The 1,956-nt window shown below is 65.5% G+C and carries 3 protein-coding genes and 1 pseudogene; all 4 read left to right on the top strand.

Features of this window, described 5'->3' with window-relative positions:
• Positions 1–362, top strand: a pseudogene (locus AC1VAN_RS20215) (lipid-binding SYLF domain-containing protein); the annotation flags it as partial.
• Between the two features lie 74 nt (positions 363–436).
• The gene (gene tatA / locus AC1VAN_RS20220; protein ID WP_025878762.1) at positions 437–664 is read left to right on the top strand and encodes a Sec-independent protein translocase subunit TatA; all 228 of its coding nucleotides are present in this window, start codon (positions 437–439) and stop codon (positions 662–664) included.
• Positions 665–679: 15 nt separating this feature from the next.
• Positions 680–1,153, top strand: a complete 474-nt coding sequence (tatB, locus tag AC1VAN_RS20225) for a Sec-independent protein translocase protein TatB (protein ID WP_442251898.1) — start codon at positions 680–682, stop codon at positions 1,151–1,153.
• On the top strand, positions 1,150–1,899 hold the full coding sequence (tatC, locus tag AC1VAN_RS20230; RefSeq protein ID WP_025878764.1) for a twin-arginine translocase subunit TatC: 750 nt from the start codon (positions 1,150–1,152) through the stop codon (positions 1,897–1,899). Before tatB ends, tatC begins: the two co-directional genes overlap by 4 nt.
• Positions 1,900–1,956 lie beyond the last annotated feature (57 nt).

The following is a 1,956-nucleotide window of genomic DNA, read 5'->3' on the forward strand; positions in this document are numbered from 1 at the left end:
GTGCGATCCTGCAGATCGACGATGCTGCCAACCTTGACGCCTACGGCAGCAACACCACCCCGCGGATGATCTTCGAGGGCCGCGCGGCTGGCTCGCCTTCAATGGATGTGGTCGCTTTCCGTGATCGCCTGGAAGAGGCCACCTACGCGGCGCGCAACAACCGCAATGGTGGCAATGACGCACCGCGTCCGGCGGCTGCTGCAGCGCCTGCCCCGCAGCCTGTTCAGGCAGCGCCGGCGGCACCTGCTGAAGCGACCACGGCGCCGCTGCAGGCCGTGCCGCAGACCCCGCCGCCGGCCCAGCAGGGTTTCCAGCCGGTCAACGACGGTGAAATCCGCACTGAAACACTGGGCAACAACTGACTTTCGTCACGCGCGCCGGCTAACAGCCGGTGCGCTATGCTCGGCAATCTGATCACTAACGTAACGAGCGACTTATGGGCAGTTTCAGCATCTGGCATTGGTTGGTCGTGCTCGCCATCGTCCTGCTGGTGTTCGGCACCAAGCGCCTGACCAGTGGTGCCAAGGACCTCGGCTCGGCGGTCAAGGAATTCAAGAAGGGCATGCACGACGACGACAAGCCGAACGCGCAGTTGGGCGACGAGTCGCGCAGCCAGGACGCCTCGCGCACCGCGCAGGACGAGCACGACCGCAAGCCGCGTTGATCCGGAGCGGTTGCGGTGTTTGATATCGGCTTCAGCGAACTGCTGGTGATCGCGGTTGTCGCCTTGGTGGTGCTCGGACCTGAGCGCCTGCCCAAGGCGGCCCGCTTCGCCGGGCTGTGGGTACGCCGCGCGCGCAATCAATGGGATTCGGTCAAGCAGGAACTGGAACGCGAACTGCAGGCCGAAGACATCAAGCGGCAGATGCAGGACGTGCGCCAGGGCATGCAGGACACCGAGAACCAGCTGCGTGCCAGCGGCGAAGCCATGCGCCGCGAAGCCGAGCAGATGCAACAGCACAGCGACACACTGGCGCAGCAGGTGCGTGCACCGGCCCCGGCCGAACAGCCCCCACATCTGGCGGATGCGCCCGAGCCGGGGGGGGCGTCGACTGAAGGTGCAGCCATTACGCCTGCCACCGCTGAAGCTGCGGGCAATGCCGTTGCTGATACCGCGACCGAAACGCCCGCGCGCACGGAGCGCCCGTCATGAGCGAACACGACTTCGGCGAAAGTTCGCTGGTGGAACACCTGGTTGAACTGCGCTCGCGCCTGGTGCGTGCGCTGCTGGGGCTGGGCGTTGTGCTGCTGGGCCTGCTGCCGTTTACCCAGAAGCTTTACAACGCACTGGCCGAGCCGCTGATCTCGCAGTTGCCCAATGGGCAGACGATGATCGCCACCAACCCGGCCGGCGCCTTCTTCGCGCCGTTGAAGCTGACGTTCTTCGTGGCCCTGTTCGTGGCCGTGCCATGGCTGCTGTACCAGCTGTGGGCCTTCGTCGCGCCGGGCCTGTATGCACGTGAGAAGCGCCTGGCGATGCCGTTGCTGGTCTCCTCGGTGCTGCTGTTCTACACCGGCTGCGCCTTTGCCTATTTCCTGGTGCTGCCGGCGGTCTTCCACTTCCTCACCACCTTCAGCCCGGAAGTGATCGCGATCACGCCGGATGCGAATGCCTACCTGGATTTCGTGCTGGCGATCTTCTTCGCCTTCGGCGGCAGCTTCGAGCTGCCGGTGGCGATGGTGATCCTGGTGCTGCTGGGCTGGATCACGCCGCAGCAGTTCAAGGAAGGACGCGGTTACGCGATCGTCGGCATCTTCGTGCTCGCTGCGATCCTGACTCCGCCGGACGTGGTGTCGCAGCTGATGCTGGCGATCCCGATGTGCCTGCTGTACGAGCTGGGCATCCACGCCGCGCGCTGGCTGGTTCCGTCTTCGGTGGTCAAGAAGCCTGCGGCCTGATCCCCGGTAGCGCCGGGCCATGCCCGGCGTTCGTGGGGTGAAGTGACATCCATCCGC

The organism is Stenotrophomonas sp. 05L44_2, from assembly GCF_056665995.1.